The organism is Streptomyces sp. NPDC101776 (genome assembly GCF_044766845.1).
In the GTDB taxonomy this organism is placed as follows: Bacteria; Actinomycetota; Actinomycetes; order Streptomycetales; family Streptomycetaceae; genus Streptomyces.
This window is the reverse complement of sequence record NZ_JBIWMV010000008.1, coordinates 74975-94830: the sequence shown is the minus strand read 5'-3', so window position 1 is coordinate 94830 and position 19856 is coordinate 74975. Positions and strand designations below refer to the sequence as shown.

Annotated in this window: 13 protein-coding genes; 8 read left to right on the top strand and 5 right to left on the bottom strand. The window is 71.2% G+C overall.

The features are described from left to right. Positions 1 to 182 precede the first annotated feature (182 nt). From ACIRRY_RS24955 to ACIRRY_RS24940, 4 genes are all read right to left on the bottom strand, one after another. Positions 183 to 1124 (bottom strand): DUF389 domain-containing protein, encoded by a 942-nt coding sequence (locus tag ACIRRY_RS24955; protein WP_403976547.1) that lies wholly within the window; start codon positions 1122 to 1124, stop codon positions 183 to 185. Positions 1125 to 1147: 23 nt separating this feature from the next. Then, entirely contained in the window at positions 1148 to 2116 is a 969-nt protein-coding gene (coaA, locus tag ACIRRY_RS24950; RefSeq protein ID WP_200681719.1) for a type I pantothenate kinase, read from the bottom strand. 127 nt (positions 2117 to 2243) lie between these two features. Beyond that, positions 2244 to 2720, bottom strand: coding sequence for an SMI1/KNR4 family protein (locus ACIRRY_RS24945; RefSeq protein ID WP_403976545.1), 477 nt, complete (start codon positions 2718 to 2720; stop codon positions 2244 to 2246). Further along, the gene (locus tag ACIRRY_RS24940; protein WP_403976543.1) at positions 2717 to 7270 is read right to left on the bottom strand and encodes an HNH/ENDO VII family nuclease; all 4554 of its coding nucleotides are present in this window, start codon (positions 7268 to 7270) and stop codon (positions 2717 to 2719) included. Before ACIRRY_RS24940 ends, ACIRRY_RS24945 begins: the two co-directional genes overlap by 4 nt. 440 nt (positions 7271 to 7710) lie before the next feature. Between ACIRRY_RS24940 and glmS the strand changes: the two genes are divergently transcribed. Continuing rightward, complete coding sequence (gene glmS, locus ACIRRY_RS24935; protein ID WP_403976541.1) at positions 7711 to 9558, top strand: glutamine--fructose-6-phosphate transaminase (isomerizing); 1848 nt, start codon at positions 7711 to 7713, stop codon at positions 9556 to 9558. A gap of 111 nt (positions 9559 to 9669) precedes the next feature. On the opposite strand, the gene ACIRRY_RS24930 is transcribed toward glmS, so the two are convergent. Further along, positions 9670 to 10368, bottom strand: a complete 699-nt coding sequence (locus tag ACIRRY_RS24930) for an MBL fold metallo-hydrolase (protein ID WP_403976539.1) — start codon at positions 10366 to 10368, stop codon at positions 9670 to 9672. Between the two features lie 160 nt (positions 10369 to 10528). On the opposite strand from ACIRRY_RS24930, the gene ACIRRY_RS24925 reads away from it, so the two are divergent. The 7 genes from ACIRRY_RS24925 (at position 10529) to ACIRRY_RS24895 (ending at position 19793) form a co-directional block, all read left to right on the top strand. After that, a complete protein-coding gene (locus ACIRRY_RS24925; protein WP_403976537.1) occupies positions 10529 to 11212 on the top strand; it encodes a TetR/AcrR family transcriptional regulator in 684 nt (227 codons plus the stop codon). A gap of 364 nt (positions 11213 to 11576) precedes the next feature. Further along, a complete protein-coding gene (locus tag ACIRRY_RS24920; RefSeq protein WP_403976535.1) occupies positions 11577 to 14228 on the top strand; it encodes a LuxR C-terminal-related transcriptional regulator in 2652 nt (883 codons plus the stop codon). A gap of 104 nt (positions 14229 to 14332) precedes the next feature. Then, positions 14333 to 14869 (top strand): RICIN domain-containing protein, encoded by a 537-nt coding sequence (locus ACIRRY_RS24915; RefSeq protein ID WP_403976533.1) that lies wholly within the window; start codon positions 14333 to 14335, stop codon positions 14867 to 14869. After that, positions 14869 to 16749, top strand: coding sequence for a hypothetical protein (locus ACIRRY_RS24910; RefSeq protein ID WP_403976531.1), 1881 nt, complete (start codon positions 14869 to 14871; stop codon positions 16747 to 16749). Before ACIRRY_RS24915 ends, ACIRRY_RS24910 begins: the two co-directional genes overlap by 1 nt. A gap of 98 nt (positions 16750 to 16847) precedes the next feature. Beyond that, positions 16848 to 17219, top strand: a complete 372-nt coding sequence (locus ACIRRY_RS24905) for a holo-ACP synthase (RefSeq protein WP_093628649.1) — start codon at positions 16848 to 16850, stop codon at positions 17217 to 17219. A gap of 52 nt (positions 17220 to 17271) precedes the next feature. Beyond that, positions 17272 to 18711, top strand: coding sequence for an NAD(P)H-hydrate dehydratase (locus ACIRRY_RS24900; RefSeq protein ID WP_403976529.1), 1440 nt, complete (start codon positions 17272 to 17274; stop codon positions 18709 to 18711). Positions 18712 to 18896: 185 nt separating this feature from the next. Then, on the top strand, positions 18897 to 19793 hold the full coding sequence (locus ACIRRY_RS24895; RefSeq protein WP_403976527.1) for a L,D-transpeptidase family protein: 897 nt from the start codon (positions 18897 to 18899) through the stop codon (positions 19791 to 19793). The last annotated feature ends 63 nt before the right edge of the window (positions 19794 to 19856 follow it).

Sequence of the window (19856 nt, the reverse complement as noted above, 5' to 3'; positions counted from 1 at the left end):
GTTGTGGTGAAGTCGGTGGCCGGTCAGGTGAGCTGGGTCGGTCGCCGGTATGCCGGCGGCCGGTTGAGCGAGTTGAGTCGGTGTCGTGAAGTCGCTGCTTGGCCACGCTGATTGGGCCGGTTGCGGTGAAGTCGGTGGCCGGTCAGGTGGGTTGGGCCGGTGGTCGGTCAGCCGGTCGCCGGTCAGGTGGGTTGAGTGGTGCGTTCGCGTTGTGCGGCCCAGAGGTGCTTCTGGGCGAGCAGTGTGAGCGTGCCCGCCAGTACGATGCCGCCTAGGTTGGCGAGGAGTTGCCAGGTGGAGCCCCAGGTCTGGGAGTAGTCGCGGTAGCTGAAGGCGACGGCGGCGTTCGCGGCGGCCGGGACGGTCGTCACCGAGATCGCGACGCCGATCAGGGCACCGGACTTGGCGGACGTCAGCGACAGGGTGCCCGCGATGCCGGCCAGGAAGGCCACGACGAAGGACATCCAGTCGGGCTTCCAGATGAAGGCGGTGTTGGGGCGCGGAGCCTGCACCATGGACTTCTCGAAGAGGCCGAGGGTGTCCAGCAGCCAACTGAAGCCCACCGTAAGGACCATGGCCGCCGCGAACCCGGCGAGGAGCGCCCACAGCGACCGCCACACCAACTGCGGAGCCTTCCGCACCAGCGCCGTCGAGATCCCGGCGAGCGGCCCGAACTCCGGTCCCACGGCCATCGCGCCGACGATCAGGATCGCGTTGTCGAGCATCACACCGCAGGCCGCGAGCATGGTCGCCACGGTCAGGAACGCGACGTAGGTGACGGTGAGGGTCGACTCCTCGTGCGTCGCGTCGGCGAGGTGCTCCCACAGCACGGCGTCGGCGCCCTCGCCGGGTGCGTCGTCCTTGGCCTGTTCGGCCCGCTCCGACAGGGACAGGCCGATGTCGTCGACGGCGATGGAACCGATCCGGTCCAGCTCCAACTCCCGTAGCGCGCCGATGAGTTCGTCACCGGCCTCGCGGGCGACATCGCACATGACGACATCGCCGGGCGGGTTGCGGGCGGCGCCGGCCAGGACGACGAGGTGGGTGGCCCCGACGGTCGTCTCGATCAGCCGGACGACGTCGTCGGTCCGGTCGGCGGGGGTGATGAGGCGCAGGTGCAGCATGACGCACTTCTATCAGGCCGCTTCTACAGCTTGCGCAGGCTCAGCCGTCTGACCTTGTGGTCGGTTCCCTTGCGGATGACGAGGGTGGCGCGGCCCCGGGTAGGGGCGATGTTCTCCACCAGGTTGGGCTTGTTGATGGTGCGCCAGAGCGTGCGGGCGTAGTCGACGGCCTCGTCCTCGGAGACCTGGGTGTACTTGCGGAAGTACGAGTCGGGGTTCTGGAACGCGGTGGCGCGCAGCTTGCGGAACCGGTTCAGGTACCAGTGCTCGATGTCCTCGGCGCTGGCGTCGACGTACACACTGAAGTCGAAGTAGTCGGCGAGACCGACACGGGTACGGCCGTCCTTGCCGGGGAGGGCGGGCTGCAGCACGTTCAGCCCCTCCACGATCAGGATGTCGGGCCGGCGGACGGTGAGCCGCTGATCAGGGACGATGTCGTAGATGAGGTGGGAGTAGACGGGTGCGGTGACCTCGTCCTTGCCCGCCTTGATGTCGGCGACGAAGCGGGTGAGCGCGCGGCGGTCGTACGACTCGGGGAAGCCCTTGCGCGACATGAGGCCGCGGGCCTCCAACTCCCTTGTGGGCAGCAGGAACCCGTCGGTGGTGACCAGCTCGACGCGGGGGTGCTCGGGCCAGCGGGAGAGGAGTGCCTGGAGGAGGCGCGCGACGGTCGACTTGCCGACGGCCACCGACCCCGCGACTCCTATGACGAACGGGGTGCCTGACTGGGAGCCCTGTTCGCCCAGGAAGGTGTTCAGCGCGTTTCTCAGGCCGTCCGTGGCGCCGACGTAGAGGTTGAGGAGTCTGGACAGCGGGAGGTAGATGTCCCGCACCTCGTCGAGGTCGATGACATCACCGAGGCCGCGCAGCTTCTCGACCTCCTCGGCGGTGAGCGGCAGCGGCGTCTTGTCGCGCAGCGCGCTCCACTCGGCTCGGGTGAGGTCGACGTAGGGAGTCGCCTCCGGCTTGTGCCGGTGGGCGCTCCGGGGCATCGGGGAGACCGGAGAGATCACAGTCCATTGTTAACGGAGTTTGAACGGGGTGGTGGGTGGGGTGCGTCACGTGGGTGCTGGCGCGCAGGGGTCCGCACGTCGGGCGTGCGGACCCCTGTCGAGACGATCAGCTCATGTTACGCAGGCACTCCTTGAGCGCGAACTCTCCGAAGCTGTCCGCGATCTTCTCCATGAGCCCCCCGTCCGGGGCGCCCGGGTTCCACGCGACGACGGGGTACTCGCCGTCCTCGTCAGGCCGGGTGGTGTCGAGCACGACGACCCCCCAGACATCGTCGTGCAGGAGGACCATCAAGTGGTGGGGAAGCCCGAGGGCGACGCGGTCCTCCTGTGTGTAGGCCGGGGTTCCCAGCAGTTTCTCTCCCCTGGCCGGTGTCCGGTACACGCCGGGGAACTCGATGGGCGGAGCGTCCCATGTGCCGAATTCCTCGATCAGGCGCCGGTAGGAGGGGGGAAAGGCAAGTGTCATCTCCGCCTCCGCCGCGGCGATCACCTCTGGAGTGCAGCCATCGCCGTGATGAGCCAGATCCTCGTTCTCCCGCACGAGGCTGATCACCTGCTCGGCCGCCCGCAGACCGTTTGTCATGTGAAGTCCTTCGCCCTCTGCTTCCAATATGCGGTCTTCCACCTGTCGAACTCGGGCCGGTCGATTCCACTGGGGATCTTGGTGCCGGACTTCCAGTGCAGCTTCCCGTAGTTGTCGAAGTGCATCGCGTCCGTGACCTCGGCGATCGGGCCGTCCTGAGTCTGGAGCATGTGGTGGAGGTTCATGGGTTTGTCGATCCCACCGCTCGCGGTTCTGCCCGGGCCCATCGGAGCGAGTCCTTGCGTCATCCGCTTCAGGTTGGTCCGACCGTAGGGGTCATCGGGGGAAACGTAGTCGGGATCGATGAGATCGTCGCGCTGGTACACACGCTGGCCCTCGAAGTCGGTCAGCTTCCAGAACTTGCAGGGAGGCCCGCCCGCTGCCGCCGCGGCCAGCGCTCTGGTGAGCTGGGTGACGCTGCCGACGGCCTGGCAGGCAGTGGCGACATCATCCTCGTACGCCGCGATCGTGCGGCCGATGTCGGCGGCGGCTCCGGCGTCCAGGTTCAGGGCGCGCAGCGCACGGTAGGCGTCGCCGACTCCGATCCCGGTGCGCAGAGACGCGTCGAGGGCGCGGATCGAGTCGACCACCGCTGTGGTGATCTTGCCGCCGAAGATGAAGGTGGCGATGTCGAAGGCCGCCCAGCCGCACCCTCCCAGGCTTCCGCTCGCGCCTCCGGGTGCCACCTTCTCGGCACATTCGATCCAGTGCCCGACGAGGATGCCGACCGGGTCGATCCCCTCGTTGAACTCGGTCATCGAGAGGACCTTCGTGACCGTCTGCTTCTGGGTGTCGACCGGTTGCGTTCCGAGGAGCAAGGTCTCCCAGTCCGGGCATCCCGCCTGGGTGGCGGGCAGGTCCAGGGCCGTGCAGAGGTACACGTCGATTTCGACCTTGTACCGGATGGTCGCGGTGACCGTGCAGTTCCCGGTGTGGATGATGACGCCGCAGTTGTCCTTCTTCACATCTTGCGGCTCGCCCACAGCCTCGATGCGGTCGACATAGAAGACGTTGCCGATGCCGCCGGCCGACGTTCCCTTCTGGATGCTGCCGTTCTTGTCCGTCGTCTCCGCGCGGGTGGCCGCCTCCTGCGCCTCCGTCGCGTACTTGTCCGCGTCCTTGGCCGCCTGCTCCGCCTCGGTCGCCGCGACGTCCGCCCGGTCGGCCGCCGCTCGGGCGTCCTTCGCTGCCTGTTCGGCTTCTGTGGCTGCCGCTCGGGCCGCGGTGGCGTCGAGGGCTGCCTGGTCGGCTGCGGAGCGGGCTGACGTGGCGTAGTTCTCGGCGCGGCCGGCTGCCGCGTCGGCCGCTGCCGCGTCCTCGGTGGCCTGGCGGTCGTACTCGATGGTGCGGGTCAGGGACTGGGCCGCCTTGGCGGCGGCTGCCGCCGCGTCGGCCGCGTAGCCGAGGGCCTCCTGTGCATAGCCACGGGCCGTCTTCGCGTAGCCGGCGGCGTTGGCCGCGTGCTGGAGGGCGGCCTTGGCGTCGCCCGTCGCCTGGTCGGCGATGGCCTGGGCGGCGGCGGCCTCCTCGGACGCGTTGCGGGCGTGGGCGGCGGCCACGGCCTGCTGCTGTTCGGCGATCGTCTTGGACGACTGCCCGCTCAGGACGACCAGGGCCGCGGCCGAGTCGGTGGTGAGGTAGGGCGAGCCCAGCTGGATCGCGTCGTTGGCCGGGGCGGCGACCTGCTCGGCGGCCGTCGTCGCGTCCACCGCCGCCTGGGCGGTGACATGGGCGAAGCCCGCCGCCTTCGCCGCGGCGATACGGGCGTTGGCGGCCTCCTTGAGCGCGGCGTTCGCGTTGGTCCGCGCGGTCTTGGCCAACTCCTCGGCCTGGTCGGCCAGTTGGACCGCCGTCTTCGCTTCCTCGGCGGCGTGCGCGGCGGCCTTGACGGCGTCGGCGACCGCTGCCGTGGCGGTGCGTACGGCGGCGTCGGCCTTCAGCTTGGCGGCCTGGGCCGCGTCCGCGTCGGCGCGGGCGCGCTTGGCGGCGGCCTCGGCCCGGGTCGCGGCGGCGTCCGCCTCGGCGGCGGCCTGGGTGGCGGCGTCCGCCGCGGCACGGGCGTTGGTGGCGGCCGTCTCGGCCTTGCCGGCCTGGGTGTCCGCCTCGTTCGCGGCACTGCGGGCCGCGTCCGCCGCGTCACCGGAGTCCAGCGAGTCGGCGTAGGCCCCCTTGGCGTCGGCCTTGGCGCGCGCGGCGTCGGCCTTCTGTTCGGCCTCCCACGCGTCGTCCCGCTTGTCCTTCGCCTTGTCGCGGGCGCCGACCGCGTCGTCCCGCCTGGCCTGCGCGGTCTGCTCGGCGGTCTCGGCCTTGTCCTTGGCGTCCTTGGCCTTGGTCGCCTCGGCCTGGGCCGTCTGCTTGTGCTGGTTCGCCTCCGCCTGCTTGGCCTCGGCGGTCTCCTTCTCCGCCTTCGCGGTGGCTTCCTCGGACTCGGCCGCGAGCCGCTTGGCGTGCGCGTCGGCGGCCGCGGTCTTCGCGTCGCTCTCGGCGCCGAGGGCCACGGCGAGCTTGGCCTCCGCGGTCTCCTTGTCCTTCTTGGCGTTGTCGCGGTGGATCTTCGCCGCGTCGGCCGCGGCCTTGGCCTGCAACTCGGCCTTCTCGGCGGCCTTCTTGCGGAACTCGGCCTTCACCTGCGCGGCCTGCGCCAGCGCCCGCTGGGTGATGGTCGCGCTGTCCGCGACGGCGGCCCGGGTGGCGGCCTCGGCGGTCGTGCCGGCCTTCACCATCGCGTCCAGCGCGGCGACCGCGCCCTTGGTGACCTGGGCCTTCTGCTGACCGACCAGCAGTCCGCGGCCCCGGGGCGCGCCGTTGGTGTCCGCGACGGTGTACGCGGCCTGCTCGGCGGTGTCCGAGGCGGTGGCCGCCTTCTGCGCGGCGGTGAGCTGGGCCTTGATGTCGGCGAGCTTGCTCGCCGATGCCGCGCGGGCCTTGGCGAGGCCGGCGGCGGCCTTGGTGAACTGGGCCGCCGGCGGCACGGTCCCGGTGTGACCGGAGGGCGTGACGTCGTACTGCTGCGGGCCGCCGCTGGTGCAGTCCCACAGCCGGCTGTCCTGGCCCACGGTGTACGCGGCCAGGTCGACGCACTTGCCGGTGCCGGTGTTCTTCAGCGCCGAGGTGGCCCGGAGGTTGAACTCCCAGGTCTGCGCGGGCGAGCTGTTGCACGTGAACTGCCGGATCTTCGTGCCGTTGGCCGGGTTGTTGCCCGCGACGTCGAGGCACCTCAGGGAGTTGACGTTGCGCAGGTGCAGGCCCTTGTCGTCGCCGTAGATCTCCCACTTCTGCGCGGCCGCGGTGGAGCACGTGTTCAGCTGGACCGCGGCGCCGTCGGTCTTGGCGGCGTCCTGGACCTCCAGACACTTGCCGGCCGCCGCGTGCACCTTGATGGCGGTCGGCGCGTTGCCGACCCAGCCGACCCCGCCGTCGGACCAGTAGTCCTGCCAGCGGGTGAGCCGGTCGGCGGCCCAGGACTGGCCCAGCAGATCGCCGAGCGACTTGGACGCGGTGGCGAGGGCCTCCACGGCGGTCCTGTTCGCGTCCAGGATCTGGTTGCGCTGGGTCGCCTGCGAGGCGATCTCCTGCTGCCACTCGGCGGCGGCGGCCGAACTCGCCGCGCCCAGCACGCCGTTGGGGTCGAGCGGATCACGCCACGCACAGGTCGCGAACCTGGACTTCAGATTCTCTACGGCGATCCGGTACTCGGCGCTGTCCGGGTCGGGGGCGGTGCGGGGGAACCCGCCGGACTCCAGGAAGATACGGGCGTCGTCGGCGTCCGTGTGCCGGCCCGGGCCGCCGTGCATCCAGTCGAACGCGTCGTGCTCGGTGAGGGCGCGTCTCCACTCGGCGCCCGGCAGGCCGGGGTCGGGGGAGGCGGCGTAGCGAGGGTTCCCCAGGGCGTCGACGGCGGCGAGGGTCGTCGCGTCGGTCGCGGGTGTGGAGTCCTCGTAGAAGTCGTCCTCGCTCTGCCAGAAGCGGTCGGAGATCCACTTGGTCAGCCCGGTCTGGCCGTAGAAGCTCTCCTGGCCGTCACCGTTGGTGCCGGGCGGCCAGTGGAAGCCGGTCTCGGTGAAGCCGGCCGGGGTGTTCAGCCCGGTGACGGGCGTCTTCCAGGCGTCGCGCAGCGCGTTGATCTCGTTGAGTTCCCGGGTCGAGGAGGCGCGGTCCTTCTCGTACGCCGTCGACAGCGGCGTCTGCTCCCAGTGCGCGCGGTCGGCCTGGGTGTGCAGCACGTCCTGCGGCTGGTTGAGGGCGCTCTGCGCGGTCGTGGCCATGGAGGTGCCGCCGAGCCGCAGCACGTCGCTCATCAGGCACTGGTCCTGCCGCAGTTGCTCGGCGGCGGTGTCCTCGTACCAGGGATAACTGTCACTCGCGGGGACGGCGTCCCGCGCGTCGACGGGGAGGACCTGACCCGAGCCGACGGCCACGCCGGCGAGCAGCGCGGTGGCGAGGACGGGCGGGAGGAGCCGTGTGAGGGCCGGGCCGCCGGCGAATCGTCGCGACCTCTGTGGTCTCTGTGGTGCGGGTGGTATCGGCGGTCGGCCGAGTCCGAAACGCATGCGTGGCTCCCCTTTCGGGGGGAGTGCGGCGCGCGTCCGCTCCGGTGGACGCGCGCGTGCGGCAATGCGGCATGGCGACGTGATCCCCCCGTGGCGCGGCGACGCTGTTCCCCCGGTCGCTGGCTTGAACTGAACGCTTATGGCCTGGTCAAGGGCCGGTCAAGCGCGCGCCACTGTAAGCAGGAGGTAAGTGCTTGGGGCAAGGCCTTTCCGTCGCGCTCGGGCGCGGTGGCGCGAAGTCGCCCTTGGCCGACGTCTGCGGCGCGCCCCACGGAACCCGGCCGCCCCAAGGGGAACCCTGTGTCTCTTTTGTGGTCCACCTGTGAGATTTGTGATCGTATGACGATCAGGCTTGGCCGGTTTTCGACCATGGCCGGAATTTCCGAAATCGGGCACGAAGTGCCGTGTTCGGACGGGCTCCGGCGCCTAGGCTGCGGCGCATGTGCGGAATCGTGGGATACGTGGGGTCGCAGTCGGCGCTCGATGTGGTGATGGCCGGACTGAAGCGGCTGGAGTACCGGGGGTACGACTCGTCGGGGGTCGCCGTGCTCGCGGACGGCGGGCTGGCGGCGGCCAAGAAGGCCGGGAAACTCGTCAATCTGGAGAAGGAGTTGGTCGAGCACCCGCTGCCGGCGGGGTCGACGGGCATCGGGCACACGCGCTGGGCCACACACGGCGGCCCGACCGACGCGAACGCCCACCCGCACCTCGACAACGCGGGGCGCGTGGCGGTCGTCCACAACGGCATCATCGAGAACTTCGCCTGTCTGCGGGCCGAGTTGACCGAGCGCGGGCACGATCTCGCCTCCGACACGGACACCGAGGTGGTCGCGCATCTGCTGGCCGAGGAGTTCTCGGCGTGCGCGGACCTGGCGGAGGCGATGCGGCAGGTGTGCCAACGCTTGGAGGGCGCGTTCACGCTGGTCGCCGTCCACGCGGACGAGCCGGACGTGGTGGTCGGCGCGCGCCGCAACTCGCCGCTCGTGGTCGGCGTCGGCGAGGGCGAGGCCTTCCTCGCCTCCGACGTCGCCGCGTTCATCGCGCACACCCGCTCGGCGATCGAACTGGGCCAGGACCAGGTGGTCGAGCTGCGCCGCGACGGGGTGACGGTCACCGGTTTCGACGGCGCCCCGGCCGAGGTCCGCTCGTACCACGTCGACTGGGACGCCTCCGCCGCCGAGAAGGGTGGCTACGACTACTTCATGCTCAAGGAGATCGCCGAGCAGCCGAAGGCCGTCGCCGACACGCTGCTGGGCCGTATCGACGCGGCGGGCCTGCTCACGCTGGACGAAGTCCGCATCCCCGTCCATGAGTTGAGGGAGATCGACAAGGTCGTCATCGTCGCCTGCGGTACGGCCTTCCACGCGGGCCTGATCGCCAAGTACGCCATCGAGCACTGGACCCGCATCCCCTGCGAGGTGGAGCTGGCCAGCGAGTTCCGCTACCGGGACCCGATCCTCGGCAGCCGGTCGCTGGTGATCGCCATCTCCCAGTCCGGCGAGACGATGGACACCCTCATGGCGCTACGGCACGCCCGCGAGCAGGGTTCGAAGGTGCTGGCCATCTGCAACACCAACGGGTCGACGATTCCCCGCGAGTCGGACGCGGTGCTGTACACGCACGCCGGGCCCGAGGTCGCGGTGGCCTCGACGAAGGCGTTCCTGACGCAGCTCGTCGCGTGCTACCTGGTCGCCCTGTATCTCGGTCAGGTCCGCGGCACCAAGTGGGGCGACGAGATCCAGGCCGTCATCCGTGACCTGTCGCAGATCTCCGGCGAGGTCGAGCGGGTGCTGGAAACCATGGAGCCGGTACGGGAGTTGGCGCGGTCGGTCGCCGACAAGAACACCGTGCTGTTCCTCGGGCGGCACGTCGGCTACCCCGTCGCTCTCGAAGGTGCCCTGAAACTCAAGGAGTTGGCGTACATGCACGCCGAGGGCTTCGCGGCGGGCGAGTTGAAGCACGGTCCGATCGCCCTGATCGAGGAGGGCATGCCGGTCGTCGTGGTCGTTCCCTCCTCGCGCGGCCGTTCCGTGCTGCACGACAAGATCGTGTCCAACATCCAGGAGATCCGGGCGCGCGGCGCGATGACGATCGTGATCGCGGAGGAGGGCGACGAGACGGTCGTCCCGTACGCCGACCATCTGATCCGGATCCCGGCCACGCCCACGCTGCTGCAACCGCTGGTCGCCACCGTGCCGTTGCAGGTGTTCGCGTGCGAGCTGGCGACGGCTCGGGGCAACGAGGTGGACCAGCCGCGGAACCTGGCGAAGTCGGTGACGGTGGAGTAGTTCTGCCGAGGACGTCGAACACTGTCGAGGAACGCTGCGAAGGCTCCGGTCGGGAGGGCGAGGGTCGCCCCGGCCGGGGCCTTCGCGGCGTGGACCGTGGCACCACCCGCGTCACCCGGACGCTGTGGTGCGACTGGGCGCCGGAGCGACCTTGTCGAGGCGTCGTCGGGTCTCGTCCGCGTCGAGGGGCCCGCCGTGGCCGGGGAGCAGGCGCCGCGGCCGGCGGTCGAGTTCGGTCGTGAGTGCCCTGCGCACTCCGGCGGCGTCCTCGGTGAAGAAATGGCGCTTCGGGCTCTTGGGGCGCAGCACGCCACCGCGGACCAGGTCGCCGACGAGTGTGTCGTCGCCGACGCGGACGACGAGCGAGCCGGGGGTGTGGCCGCCGAACCGCTCGGCGTGCGCGTCGACGCCGTAGGAACTCAGGTCGAGCTTGTCGTCCACCAGGATGTCGGCTTCGACCGGCTGGGCCCTCGCGCGCAGGACCATGGGCTTGAGCAGCGCACCGGCCGGATGGCTGATCGGGAGGACGTCGATGCGTCCGGTGCGCAGGAGTTGTTCGTCGCCCAGGCCGACCGCGATCGGAACGCCGGCCTCCGCGAACGACGCCGCCGTGCCGCTGTGGTCGTTGTGGCCGTGGGTCAGGAGGACCAGGGCGATGTCGCGAGGCTGAAGGCCCTGCGCGGAGAGCGCGTCGCGCAGGCGGTCGACGTCCTCCGGTCCGCCCGTGTCCACGAGGACCGCCTGCTCGCCGCGCAGGAGGTAGGCGTTGCTGTTGCCCATGGAGAGCGGGGTGACGGTCGTGGCGCTCATGCGGGCCACCGCGACCCTTCGGAGCCGGTACCGACGTTCCTGCGGCTGTCGACGGCGCCTATGTGAACGAGAACGTCCATGACCATCTCCCTTCACGCTACCAATGTAACTTTACGGCCGTAAGTAGAGCATGAGAACTTACGGCTGTAAAGTCATCGCCATGGCTCCAGCGGCAGCACGCAGACGCAACCCCCGAGGGCAGGGAGGGCAACTCCGCGACGAGATCGTGACCGCGGCCCGCGAGCTGCTGGTCGAGACCGGATCGGACAGCGCGGTGACCCTGCGGGCGATCGCCCGCAAGGTCGGCATCGCGCCACCGTCGATCTACGCGCACTTCGACACGCCCGACCAGATCGTCGAGGCCGTGGTCACCGAGACCCGCTCCCTGCTGGTGCGTCACCTTGAGACCGCCCGGGCGGGAGCGGAAGGCGCGCGGGAGCGACTTCTGGCCGACTGCCACGCCTATCTCGTCTTCGGCGCCGAGCAGCCCGAGCTCTACGCCCTGCTGTTCTCCCGGCCGCGCCCCAGGGGCAGCAGCACCACGGAAGAACGCGTCGACCAGGCGGTCAGCGAGCTCGCGCCCATCGTCGGCGAGACCGTCGCGAGTCAGCTCGCTCCCGCCGAAGCGTTCTCGATACTGCTGCGCGACGTCGCCGACACGATGCGCGACGGCACGTCCCGCGCGGAGGACGCTCTCGCCACGGCGACCGCTCTGTGGGCGGCCCTGCACGGCCTCATCCTGCTCCGCGCTCGCATTCCCCGATTCCCGTGGCCGCCCCCCGGTCCGCTGGAGGAGGAGATCATCAACCGGCTCGCGTTCCCGTACGGCCCCGCACCCGGCTGACCGCTTGCCCGGCGCGCGACGGACGCTGCCGGAGCCGTCGGGCCGCGGCGGAGGAGATCGGGGCCTGGGACGCCGATCCTCGGCCGCCCCACCCGCCGGGGGCGTTCGGTCTGCCGCTTGACGCGGGGGAGGGGCGCGGGCCGGCACTCGTCAGGGCCTGCGCCGCGCGGTGGGGTTGACGGACGCTCGCCCGGAACGGCGGCTGAGGCATGTACGTGTGCTGTGAACTGGCCTCCATCTAAAGGCAGTTGCTCCCCGCCGTGGCCCGAAACGATGACCCGAAACCGGGTCCGAGGACGAGCCCTGAGCTGATGGGATGGTGCCGAGCGGCATATGACGGGCCGAGCGGGACGGAGGAGCCGGCGTGCGGGACTGGGCGGGGCGTTGGCCCTTGGTGGGGCGGGACGCGGAGTTGGCGTGTTTCGCGGCGGCCCTGGCGGACGGGGGGTGCCGGGGATTCGTGGTCGGCGGAGCCGCGGGCGTGGGCAAGTCGCGGCTGGCCGAGGAGTGTCTGGAGTCGGCCGCGGCGGCCGGGTACCGGGTGGGGCGGGCCACCGCGAGTGTCGCCGCGGGTGCGGTGCCGTTGGGAGCGATCGCCCATCTCCTGCCCGTGGGGGTCGACTTGAGCGACCCCGTTGCCGGATTCGCCGCCGTTGTGAGGGAGTTGGCCTCCGGCCCCGGGCGGCAGTGGGCGTTGTTCGTCGACGACATGCATCTGCTGGACGCCGCATCGGCCGTACTGCTGCGGCAGTTGATGGACACCGGCGTCCTCCTGCTGATCGGTACCGTGCGCACCGGTGAGCCGTACGGGGAGGCCGTCGCTGCGCTGCGCGGCGGGGACGCGGTGTACCGGGTCGATCTGACCGTGCTGGGGTCGGAGCAGGTCGAGGCGCTGTTGCAGGCCGCGTTGGGGAGACCGGTCGCGCGGCGGACTCTGCACACGCTGGCGGCCACCAGCGGCGGCAACGTGCTCTACCTGCGGGAACTCGTCCTCGGTGCGCTGAGCGCCGGGAACCTCACCGAGGACGGGGAGATGTGGCATCTGGCCGACGACCGGTTACCCGGCACCGCGCGGCTGACCGAGATGATCGGCACGCGGCTGGCCGGCGCCGACTCCGCCGGGCGCCCCGTCCTGGAGCTGCTGGCCCTGTGCGAACCACTGCCCCTCACCTACGCCGAAGCCCTCGCCCCACCGCAGGTGACCGCGGCGCTGGAACGGGCGGGACTGATCCGGGTCGCCCAGGACCGGCGCCGCACGACCGTGTCGCTCGCCCACCCCCTCTACGGCGAGGTGCTGCGCGCCGGGCTGCCGGTGCTGCGCCGCCGTGAGCTGCTGCTGGACCAGGCCGCCCGGGTCCAGGCCCGCGGTGCCCGCCGGCGCGGCGACCCGCTGCACATCGCCGGCTGGCAGCTCACCGCGACCGGCACCGCCGACCCGGCCCTCCTCGCCCGGGCCGCCGTACTGGCCCGGCACGCCCACGACCTGCCGCAGACCGTCGCCCTCCTGGACGCGCTGCCGGAGAAGCACCGGACCACCGTGACCGATCTGCGGCTCGGCGAGGCGCTGTTCGAGCTGGGCCGCTGGGGACGGGCCGAGGCCACGCTCGCCCGGGCCGACGCCCTCGCCGTCGAGGAACAGGACAGGCTCGCCGTCGCCCTGGTCCGCACGACGAACCTGCTGTGGAGCAACGCCCCCGTCGCCGAGGCGCTCGCCGTCAACGCCGCCGCCCGCGAACGGATCAGCGGTCCTGCCGACCGCCGCAAGCTCACGATCAACGAGGGTTTTCTACGGATCGTCGGCGGCCGGCCGGCCGAGGGCCTGGCCCTGCTGGAGGATCTGGAGACCGACGTCGGCGCCGCCCCCGACGTCAACGCCTGGCTGCGCGGCGCCTGGATGAAGCCCGCCGCGCTCGCCCTGGTGGGCCGTACCGCCGAGGCCACCACCTGGGCGCGGCGCGCCCACGACGCGCACCGGCAGGTCCAGGAACGGGCCCTCGCCTCCCATCCCGCGTTCCAGCGCGTCCCGCTCGTCCTCGCCCTCACCGAAGCCGGACTCCCGGCGGCCGAGGCCTGCCACGAGGGCGAGCAGGCCTACGCCGAACTCACCGCCGCCGGTTCCCCCGTGCGGATCTGGCTGGCCGTCCTCCTCGGCCGCGCGCACTGGCTGGCCGGTCACCCCGTCACCGCCCGCCGCTGGTGGGCCGAGGCCGCCACCGTGGCCCGCTCCATCGACCACGCCATGGCACTGCGCCTGGTGCTCGCGGGCCTCGCCGCCTGCGCGGCCGTGCTGGGCGATCTGGACGCGGCCGAGGCGACGCTGGCCGAGCACCGCACGCTGCCGCCGGTGGAACCCGGGCTGCTTTCCGCCGGGGAGGAACTCCTGGGCGAGGCCTGGCTGTTGGCCGCTCGCGGGCAGGTGGGGCGGGCCCGCTCCGTGCTCGCCGAAGGCGCAGCAACCGCCCGCGCGAGTGGCCATGTCACCGGCGAGGCACTGCTGTTGACCGACATCGCGCGGCTCGGCGGAGCCAAGGAGGTCACCGGCCGGCTGGCCGCGCTTGCCCTGGTCTGCGACGGTGAACTCGCCCCCGTCCGGGCCGAGTTGGCGCGGGCGCTGGCCGCCGACGACCCCGAGCCGCTTCTCCTGGCCGCCGACGCCTGTCACGCCGTAGGAGCGGATCTGCTCGCCGCCGAGGCGGCCACCGCCGCCGCGGCCGCGTGGCGGCGGGCGGACCGGCCGCGCCGCGCCGCCGCGGCCGACCGGCGGGCCGCCGCCGCCCGGGCCCGCTGCGAGGGCGCCCGCACCCCCCTGCTGACCACCGCCCGGGCCACCGCGCCGCTCACCGCCCGCGAACGCGAGATCGCCCTGCTCGCCGCGATCGGCAACTCCAGCAAGGACATCGCCACCGCCCTGGCCCTGTCGGTGCGCACGGTCGACAACCATCTCCAGCACGCCTACGCCAAGCTCGGAGTCACCACCCGGCACCAACTCGCCCAGGCACTCGGGGTAGTTGAGTAACGGTTGCTCATCCCACGCGAGCGCGGCGCGGACACGCTGGACCACGGCGGCAACGTTGTCGCCGGACCACCCAGTTCTCGTCATCGGGGGATGACCCAATGGGCATGACCAACGCAACTCCCAGACGCCCCGGCCGTGTTGCCGTGACCGTCGCGACGGCACTCGGCGCGAGCCTGGTCGGACTCTCGACCGCCGCAGCCCAGCCGCAGGCGGTGACCTACTACACCGTGACCAACTACAACAGCGGCAGGTGCCTGGACGTACCGGAGTCCAGCGGCGACGACGGACAGGGCCTGGAGCAGTACGCCTGCAACGGCGGCCGGAACCAGCAGTGGGCGCTCCAGGCCACCGACAGCGGCTACTACCTCCTCGTCAACCTGAACAGCGGCAAGTGCGCGGACGTCCGGCAGTCGAGCCAGGCCGACAACGCCGTGGTCAACCAGTACGGCTGCACCAGGGACCTCAACCAGCAGTGGCTGCTGCGGGCCGCGCCGGCCGGTATCAACGGGGTTCAGCTCGTGGCCCGGCACAGCGCCAAGTGCATGGCCGTCGCGGGCTCCAGCCAGTCGGACAAGGCCGGGATCGTCCAGTTCACCTGCGGGACGAACGCCGCATACAGCCAGTACTGGCAGTTCAACTGATGCGGGCCGCGCGAAGAACCGTCCTCACGGTCGTCCTGACCGTGCTGTGCGCGCTGCTGGGACCCGGGGTCGGATGGGCGGCCTCGGCCGGTGACGACGGGTCAACTGCCTTTGCAGCAAGGGGTGTTGTGGCCAAGCGCCCGGCCTGGCAGACGACGGGCAGCGCGCCGAGCCCCGGGCTTCCGGCGGAGCGGCGGAGCGCCGCGCCGACACTGCTGGCCTGTGACACGCACGCGGTCGGCACCTGGGGCTACACCGACCAGGCCGGTGTGCGGCACAACGGGATGAACGTGCAGGTCCAGGTGCGGGATCTGCTGACCGGCGCGCTGATCGCCGGACTCACGGACTCCGCGGGCCGCTACGACATCTGTTTCACCGCCGCGCAGTTCACCCGGCTGTACATCACGTTCAAGGCCGAGAACGCCGCGTGGCGGGTGCAGAACGGCACGGACGTCTACAACTGGAGCACGGCGGTACGCGCCAACCCGGTGGCGGGCAGCACGGTGAACTTCGGCAGCATGGTTCCCGGCGACGGTGTGGTGGGCAACCGGGCCGCCCACGTCTTCGACACGGGCAACGACGCCTGGCTGGGAGTCCCGCACTCGAACGGCTGCTGGGACCCGAAGGACACCACGTGCCGCCAGTTGCGGATCAACTGGCTGAACACCGGACCCGAAGACATGGACCACTACGACCAGGTGGGCAACGTGGTGATGCTCTCCCCCGGGACCCCGGACGCCCCGATGGAGGTCATGCACGAGATCGGCCACGCGCTGATGGACGACGTCTACAACGACGCGTTCCCCTCGACCGTCGGCTGCCCCGTCCCGCATCCGCCCGCCCAGGCCAGCACCACCGTCTGCGCGTGGATCGAGGGATGGGCGACCTTCTTCTCCCTGGCCATGAACCACACCCCGGTCTACGCGTTCCGCAACGGGACCTCGACCAACTTCGAGATCCCGACCTGGGGCTTCGCGAGCGTCGCCAACGGTGATGTGACGGAGGAGCGGGTCATCGGGGCGCTGTGGGACCTCATCGACGTCAACTCCGGCGGTTCCGAGACCTGGGACCAGCACAGCGAGGGCTTCGGGGCCGCCTTCTTCACGCTCGCGCACCACGTCGACAACACGCTGGCCTCGTTCTGGACCAGCCGCGGCACGGACGGATTCGACGTGTCCGACTCCTCGCTGGGGTCGCTCTACCAGAACACGATCGACTACGGCTACCGCAAGCCGCTGCTCGACGCGCAGGGCCAGTTCCTCCCCACGTTCACCCATCCCACGCCGGACCAGAACTTCCGCCTCGACACCGCGGTCCAGTCGTGGTCCGTGGTCGCGGTGCGGCCGTCGAGTCCCACCGACTTCGACCTCCAGCTGTACGACGACCGGGCGCAGACGACGTTCCTCGGCGGCAGCTCCCTGAACGACCAGGCGGTCGACTTCGTCGCGATCGACTCCAACCTGCGGCCGGTGGGCGACTACTACCCGCGGGTCCACCAGTTCCGGGGACCCGGCACCTACACGATCGAGTCCGTGATGGGCTTCGGCTCCTTGGCGCCCGGGTCGTCCACCACCTTCCACCTCGACGACTCGCAGGTCGCCGCCGTCCAGGACACTCCGCTGACCGCGGGGGTGCCGGTGACGATCACACTGACTCCGCAGAGCCCGATCTCGGTGGCCGGTCTGTTCGTCGTGGGCGACGATCCGGGCAATCCGCCGACGTTCGTCCAGAGCCGCGTCTCCGCCGTGGCGTCCGCCGTCGGGTCCAATTCCGGAGGGCAGCCGGTCTCGGTGACCTTCACGCCGACGCGGACCGGCGAGTACGGCATCGTGACCACGTTCGACAACGTCGGCGGTGACTACACGCTGACCCGAAGCTGAACCACATACGGGGGGAGGGGGTGGTGCGCGGCCTCGGCCACGCACCACCCCCTCTGGCGTGTCCTGCGCCCCAGGGCCACCGTCATAAAGTGCTCGCCATGAGCATCATCGGGGTTGGTATCGACGTGGCCGAGATCGCCCGCTTCGCGGCGTCCCTGGAACGCACGCCCGGTATGGCCCAACGCCTCTTCCTGGACAGCGAGTTGCTGCTCCCGAGCGGTGAACGCCGGGGGCCCGCCTCCCTCGCCGCCCGCTTCGCCGCGAAGGAGGCGCTGGCGAAGGCGCTCGGTGCCCCGGCCGGCCTCCACTGGACGGACGCCGAGGTCTACGTCGAGGACAGCGGGCAGCCCCGGCTGAAGGTGACGGGGACGGTCGCCGCGCGCGCGGCCGAACTGGGGGTCCGCTCGTGGCATGTCTCGTTGAGCCATGACGCCGGGGTGGCCTCGGCCGTGGTGATCGCCGAGGGCTGACGCCGGACGGCCCGGGTGCGGTTCCGGTCGCATCCGGGGCAGACTCGAACACATGCGTACTGCGTACAGCGTGGAGACGGTAAGGGCAGCCGAGCAGCGGCTGATGGCACGGCTTCCGGAGGGCGCGCTCATGCAGCGCGCCGCCGCCGGACTGGCCGTCGCCTGCGCCCAGTTGCTGGGACGGGTCTACGGCAGCCGGGTCGTGCTGCTGGTGGGCAGCGGGGACAACGGGGGCGACGCGCTGTACGCCGGGGCGCGGCTCGCCCGGCGGGGCGCCGCCGTCACCGCCGTACTGCTCGCGCCCGGGCGCACCCATGCCGACGGGCTTGCCGCGCTGCTGCGGGCGGGGGGTCGTACCGTCGCGGTGGCCGATGCCGAGGAGTTGGTGCTGGGTGCCGATCTTCTCGTCGACGGCATTGTCGGGATCGGGGGGCGGGGTGGGCTGCGGCCCGACGCGGCGCGGCTGGCGGCCCTCGCCGGGGAGTCCCGGGGGCTTGTCGTCGCCGTAGATCTGCCCAGTGGGGTCGAGGCGGACAGCGGTCAGGTGCTCGGGGCCGCGGTGCGGGCCGATCTCACCGTCACCTTCGGGGCGCACAAGCCCGGTTTGCTGATCGATCCCGCGCGGGAGTACGCCGGGTCAGTGCGGTTCGTCGATATCGGGCTGGATGCTGAACTGCCGTCCGGTGGGGCCGCGTTGGAGGCTCTGCAACATGCGGATGTGGCGGCGTTGCTGCCTGTGCCGGGGGCCGAGAGCGACAAGTACCGGCGGGGGGTGGTCGGGATCGCCGCCGGGTCCGGGCGGTATCCGGGAGCCGCTGTGCTTGCCGTTGCGGGGGCCTTGCGGGGTGGGGCGGGGGCCGTGCGGTACGTCGGGCCTGCCGCCGATGCGGTGATCGCTCGGTTTCCCGAGGTGTTGGTGTCGGAGGGTGGGCCGCTCAAGGCGGGGCGGGTGCAGGCCTGGGTCGTCGGGCCGGGGGCGGGGGACGACGCGTCGGCTGTGGGGGAGGTGGTGACCGCCGATGTGCCGGTGCTCATTGACGCGGACGGGTTGCGGTTGGTCGACGCGGGGGCTGTGCGGGGGCGGGGTGCGCCGACGCTGATGACTCCGCACGCGGGGGAGGCTGCGGCGTTGCTCGGTGTTGCTCGGGGGGAGGTCGAGGGGGCTCGGCTGGAATCCGTGCGGGAGTTGGCGGGGCGGTATGGGGCGACCGTGTTGTTGAAGGGGTCGACCACGTTGGTCGCCGACTCGGGGGGTGGGGTGGTGCGGGTCAATTCGACGGGGACGGGGTGGCTGGCCACGGCGGGGAGTGGGGACGTGTTGTCGGGGCTGGCGGGGTCGTTGTTGGCGGCGGGGCTGTCGGCGTTCGATGCGGGGAGTGTGGGGGCGTATCTGCATGGGCTGGCGGGGAGGTTGGCCGCGGAGGGGGCGCCGGTGGGGGCGCATGATGTGGCGGAGGGGGTTCGGGGTGCCTGGCGGGATGTGGTGGGCTGAATTTTCTCGCCCCCGCCGCCCCTACCCGTCCCGTCCCCTGGGGGCTGCGCCCCCAGACCCCCCTTCGGCCCTGAAGGGGCCTCGTCCTCAAACGCCGGACGGGCTGGTACCCAGCGCTCGTCAATAAGGGTGACCCCACCGCGCGGCACCCGGCTCTCGTCGTAGCGTCGAGTTTCTCTGATCGCATGATCAGTACACGAATCGCGCGCAGAAGTATCGCGGTGCTGCTCACCGCGGTGATCGCTCTCCCCGTCGGGGCCGCGAGTGCCCGGGCCGATGGGCCGCCGCCGGCCTCGGGGCCGGGGGAGAGCGAGTTGGTGCCGGGGGTGGCGCCGGGGCCCTATCAGCCGTGGCAGATCGACACGCCCGATCAGGGGCTCGCGCCGGAGGTGTACACGCCGAGTGCCGAGGAGGACCGGGTCGAGCCCCGGGACGCCGCGGTGGGGACGTACGCGCTCGTCGAGTACGTGCCGATCGGGGACGCCGTCGCGAAGGTGAGTTGCAGCAAGCAGGCCGGGCCGTATCAGCGGGGCGTGGAACGGTGGCTCAAGCGGACGGTGGACGGGAAGCAGTCGGCCGCCGACTGCAAGGCCATCCGGGCCTTTCAGAAGAAGCAGGGGATCAAGCCGGCCATCGGGTTCGCGGGGCCGGTCACCTGGGCGCGGATGCAGTTCATCGCCGCGAAGAAGAGTCCCAACGCGGCCCGGAAGTGTCCGGTGCGGTCGTATCGCGTCGCCTGTGTCGACCTCGACCGGCAGCTGACCTGGGTGCAGAAGGGGAAGAAGGTCGTGTTCGGGCCGGTGCCCATGCGCAGTGGGCGCGGTGGGCATGTGACCCGGGGCGGCTGGCACAAGATCTACTGGAAGCACAAGAACCACTGGTCCACGCTCTACAACAGCCCTATGCCGTATGCCCAGTTCTTCGACGGCGGCATCGCCTTCCACGCCGTCTACGGCAGCATCTACACCACCGTCGGCTCCTGGGGCTGCGTCAATCTGCGGCTGGCCGACGCCCGCAAGCTCTGGAGCGTCCTCAAGAAGGGCGACCGGGTGTACGTGTGGGGACACCGGCCCGGGAACTAGGGATCGATCAGGGAACGAGGAGGGCTCAGAGGGGGTGTCAGTCGCCTCTGAGAGACTGGGGGT

Coding starts and splice junctions, on each gene's coding strand:
- ACIRRY_RS24955 (WP_403976547.1), bottom strand. CDS start 1,124: ATGCTGCACCTGCGCCTCATCACCCCCGCCGACCGGACCGACGACGTC.
- coaA (WP_200681719.1), bottom strand. CDS start 2,116: ATGCCCCGGAGCGCCCACCGGCACAAGCCGGAGGCGACTCCCTACGTC.
- ACIRRY_RS24945 (WP_403976545.1), bottom strand. CDS start 2,720: ATGACAAACGGTCTGCGGGCGGCCGAGCAGGTGATCAGCCTCGTGCGG.
- ACIRRY_RS24940 (WP_403976543.1), bottom strand. CDS start 7,270: ATGCGTTTCGGACTCGGCCGACCGCCGATACCACCCGCACCACAGAGA.
- glmS (WP_403976541.1), top strand. CDS start 7,711: ATGTGCGGAATCGTGGGATACGTGGGGTCGCAGTCGGCGCTCGATGTG.
- ACIRRY_RS24930 (WP_403976539.1), bottom strand. CDS start 10,368: ATGAGCGCCACGACCGTCACCCCGCTCTCCATGGGCAACAGCAACGCC.
- ACIRRY_RS24925 (WP_403976537.1), top strand. CDS start 10,529: ATGGCTCCAGCGGCAGCACGCAGACGCAACCCCCGAGGGCAGGGAGGG.
- ACIRRY_RS24915 (WP_403976533.1), top strand. CDS start 14,333: ATGACCAACGCAACTCCCAGACGCCCCGGCCGTGTTGCCGTGACCGTC.
- ACIRRY_RS24910 (WP_403976531.1), top strand. CDS start 14,869: ATGCGGGCCGCGCGAAGAACCGTCCTCACGGTCGTCCTGACCGTGCTG.
- ACIRRY_RS24905 (WP_093628649.1), top strand. CDS start 16,848: ATGAGCATCATCGGGGTTGGTATCGACGTGGCCGAGATCGCCCGCTTC.
- ACIRRY_RS24900 (WP_403976529.1), top strand. CDS start 17,272: ATGCGTACTGCGTACAGCGTGGAGACGGTAAGGGCAGCCGAGCAGCGG.
- ACIRRY_RS24895 (WP_403976527.1), top strand. CDS start 18,897: ATGATCAGTACACGAATCGCGCGCAGAAGTATCGCGGTGCTGCTCACC.